4 protein-coding genes are annotated in these 3313 nt (G+C 30.8%); 2 read left to right on the plus strand and 2 right to left on the minus strand.

Features of this window, described 5'->3' with window-relative positions; all coding sequences use genetic code 11:
• Both ACIQ2I_RS08655 and ACIQ2I_RS08660 read right to left on the minus strand, forming a co-directional pair.
• The coding region (locus ACIQ2I_RS08655; RefSeq protein WP_396182015.1) for a BspA family leucine-rich repeat surface protein at positions 1-869 on the minus strand (869 nt) is incomplete at its 3' end.
• Between the two features lie 101 nt (positions 870-970).
• Entirely contained in the window at positions 971-1561 is a 591-nt protein-coding gene (locus tag ACIQ2I_RS08660) for a riboflavin synthase (protein WP_396182016.1), read from the minus strand.
• A 46-nt stretch (positions 1562-1607) separates the two neighbouring features.
• Here ACIQ2I_RS08660 and pdxA point away from each other — a divergent pair, with 46 nt between their 5' ends.
• Together pdxA and ACIQ2I_RS08670 are read left to right on the plus strand one after the other, a co-directional pair.
• Positions 1608-2657, plus strand: coding sequence for a 4-hydroxythreonine-4-phosphate dehydrogenase PdxA (gene pdxA, locus ACIQ2I_RS08665; protein ID WP_396182017.1), 1050 nt, complete (start codon positions 1608-1610; stop codon positions 2655-2657).
• Between the two features lie 84 nt (positions 2658-2741).
• A complete protein-coding gene (locus ACIQ2I_RS08670) occupies positions 2742-3281 on the plus strand; it encodes a YceD family protein (protein WP_396182018.1) in 540 nt (179 codons plus the stop codon).
• The last annotated feature ends 32 nt before the right edge of the window (positions 3282-3313 follow it).

A 3313-nucleotide genomic window follows, 5' to 3' on the forward strand; every position in this document is an offset into this window, starting at 1 on the left:
CTCGCTAAAGTAAATGTAGTATTATTTGTAGATTTATATACTTTATATTCAGTAACGTTGTTAGATATACTCGGTGTAAAATCTATTTTTACTTTTCTTGGCGCAACATATGAGGTGCTTAATATTGGAGGAGCAGGCGGTGGAGAATAAGTATCTCCATTGATGGTCCATCCTTTGTTGTTGATTAAATTATTTCTTGCTGTTTGATTTGAGTATAATAAACCTTGTACTCTAAAATTTTTATTAGTTAAATTTTGGTTGCTAAAACTTTGTAGTAAGGCGTTGTAGTAAGATATATTATAATTTGAACTACTAAGAAAGTTTGAATAACTTACGCTATTATTAAAAACAATATTAGTGTTAAAAATCCAATTCGAAATATCCTGATTAAATGCATTATTCCCATAAAAGATGTGCACCATATCAGTTACATTACTAACATTCCAATTACCAATAGGTTGATTAAAAATTGTACTTTGGAACATTCCTCCCATATTTGTAACATTACTTACATTCCAATCACTTATATTCTGATTGAAATCTGAAAATGCAAACATAAAATTCATATTTATAACACTACTTGTATCCCAAGAATTAATATTCCCGTTAAAACCAGTGTTATGAAACATAAAATTCATATCCGTAATTCCACTAGTACATGTAGTAGATGCGTTTGATTCAGTTATTTGTTCTCTAGTTCTTTTGGTGTAAGTAACGCCGTTTACATCTCCGGTTTCCAAATTAGCCGCATTTGGGCAAAGGCAGGTTACCCCATTGGTATGTACCGTAAAATTTGGGTTTAGTTGCGCATTAATTAATGAACTAAATGAAAGTAATCCAATTAATAGTAACGTGTAAATATTTTTCATAATTGTTTTTTTTTAATAATATTTCAAAGGTATACTATTTTTTTAATAAAAACTAAAAAGCTTAAAATCAATAAGTTAAACCAATTTATTTATGTAGTGTATCACCCGCGTAATTCATACATCCTAGCAATATACTTGCCTACTACATCAAATTCCAAATTTACTTTTGTGCCAATTTCAAAAGTATGGAAAATAGTATGTTCGTAGGTATATGGAATAATAGCTACGCTAAAGCGGTTGTGTTCAGAATTTAAAACTGTTAAACTGGTGCCATTTACCGTAATAGAACCTTTTTCGATAGTAATATTGTTTAACGCGGAATCGTATTCAAATGTAAATTCCCAGCTACCACTTTTTTCTTGAATACTTGTACAAACTGCGGTTTGGTCTACATGGCCTTGCACGATATGTCCGTCTAATCTGTCGCCCAATTTCATGGCTCTTTCAATATTTACTTTGTCGCCAATTTGCCACAAACCTAACGTAGTTTTATTTATCGTTTCTTGGATAGCTGTAACCACGTGTTTGTTGTCAAAAATTTCTACAACGGTTAAACAAACACCATTATGTGCCACACTTTGGTCAATTTTTAACTCATTATTAATATTTGTTTGAATTGTTAAGTGTACATTTCCCTGATCTTTTTTGATATCTGAAATTATTCCGAGAGTTTCTATGATTCCTGTAAACATATGACGGTTTATTTTTATAAATTTGCATCAAAATTAAGAAATAAAAATGGTAAAACATTCGGAAAATATAATTGTTGGTGTTTCTATTGGAGACATGAACGGCATTGGACCAGAAGTAGTGTTAAAAACATTCGAAGACACACGAATGTTAGAAATCTGCACACCGGTTATTTTTGCTAATGCTAAAATTGTTTCGTTTTTAAAAAGAGCCTACAATTTAACCGCATTTATTCAAGGAATTGACCATCTAGATCAAATTGTTTTAGGAAAAATAAATGTTTTAAATGTTTGGCGTGAAGGGGCTAATTTAGAAAACGGTAAATTGGATGAAGAAATTGGAAAATATGCCATAAAATCTTTTCAAGCAGCTACAACAGCTTTAAAAAACAACCAAATAGATGTTTTGGTAACTGCACCTATAAATAAATACAACATTCAAGCTGATGATTACAGATTTGCAGGACATACCGATTATTTAAACGAACAATTAGAAGGTGAAGCTCTAATGTTTATGGTTCATGAAGACATAAAAGTAGGATTAATTACAGACCATATTCCTATTGCAGAGTTGTCAAAACATATCAATTCAAAATTAATTGAGAAAAAAATCAACACTATAAATCAAAGTTTAATTGCCGATTTTAAAATAAACAAACCAAAAATTGCAGTTTTGGGATTGAATCCACATAGCGGCGATAATGGCGTAATTGGCAAAGAAGATGATGAAATTGTGAAACCAAGTTTAGAGAAGATTTTTAAAAGTGGTATTCAAGTTTTTGGCCCGTTTTCAGCAGATAGTTTTTTTGGTTCCAGCCAATATAAAAATTACGATGCGGTAGTTGCGATGTATCACGACCAAGGATTAATTCCTTTCAAAACCCTTTCTTTTGGTGAAGGTGTGAATTTTACAGCAGGTTTAAACAAAATAAGAACCTCGCCAGATCACGGAACAGGTTTTGACATTGCAGGAAAAAATATAGCCAACGAAAGTTCTTTCAGAGAAGCCGTTTACAGCGCTATAGACATATATAAAAATCGCATGGAATATGATGAATTAACCAACAACCCTTTGAAAAAAGGAACAGGTAAAGTTTAATTTAAAAAAAAGCAAAGAAAATTATTGTAATTCCAATATTTTTGTATCTTTGCACACCCTTATAAAAAGGGAAAAACTGATGTTATGGATATATTAAAAGAATTTTTAATCCCATTTTCAGGATTAAAACTGGGTAAACACCAGTTTGAATTTCAAGTAAACAATACGTTCTTTACTCATTTTGGCTATGACGAATTTAATAGTTCTAACATCAAAATGAATGTAGTATTAGAGAAAAAAAGCAATATGCTTGAACTCGGTTTTTCGCACAAAGGAATTGTAAATGTTCCTTGCGATTTAACAAACGAAGATTTTGATTTACCGATTAAAGGTAAAATGAAACTCATAGTTAGATTTGGCGAACAATTTAATGATGACCATGATGAATTTATCATTTTGCCTCATGATGAATTTCAAGTAAACGTAGCACAATATTGTTATGAAATGATGATTTTATCTGTTCCAACAAAAAGAATACACACTGGAATAAAAGATGGTACATTACAATCAGAAGCATTACAAAATTTGGAAAAGTTTTCTCCAAAAGAAACAAAAGCACAAGAGATTAAAGAAATAGACCCAAGATGGGAAGGTTTAAAAAAACTATTAACGGATAAAAAATAGAATAAAATGGCACATCCTAAACGTAGACAGTC

It is taken from the genome of Flavobacterium sp. (genome assembly GCF_044368995.1).
Lineage (GTDB): Bacteria > Bacteroidota > Bacteroidia > Flavobacteriales > Flavobacteriaceae > Flavobacterium.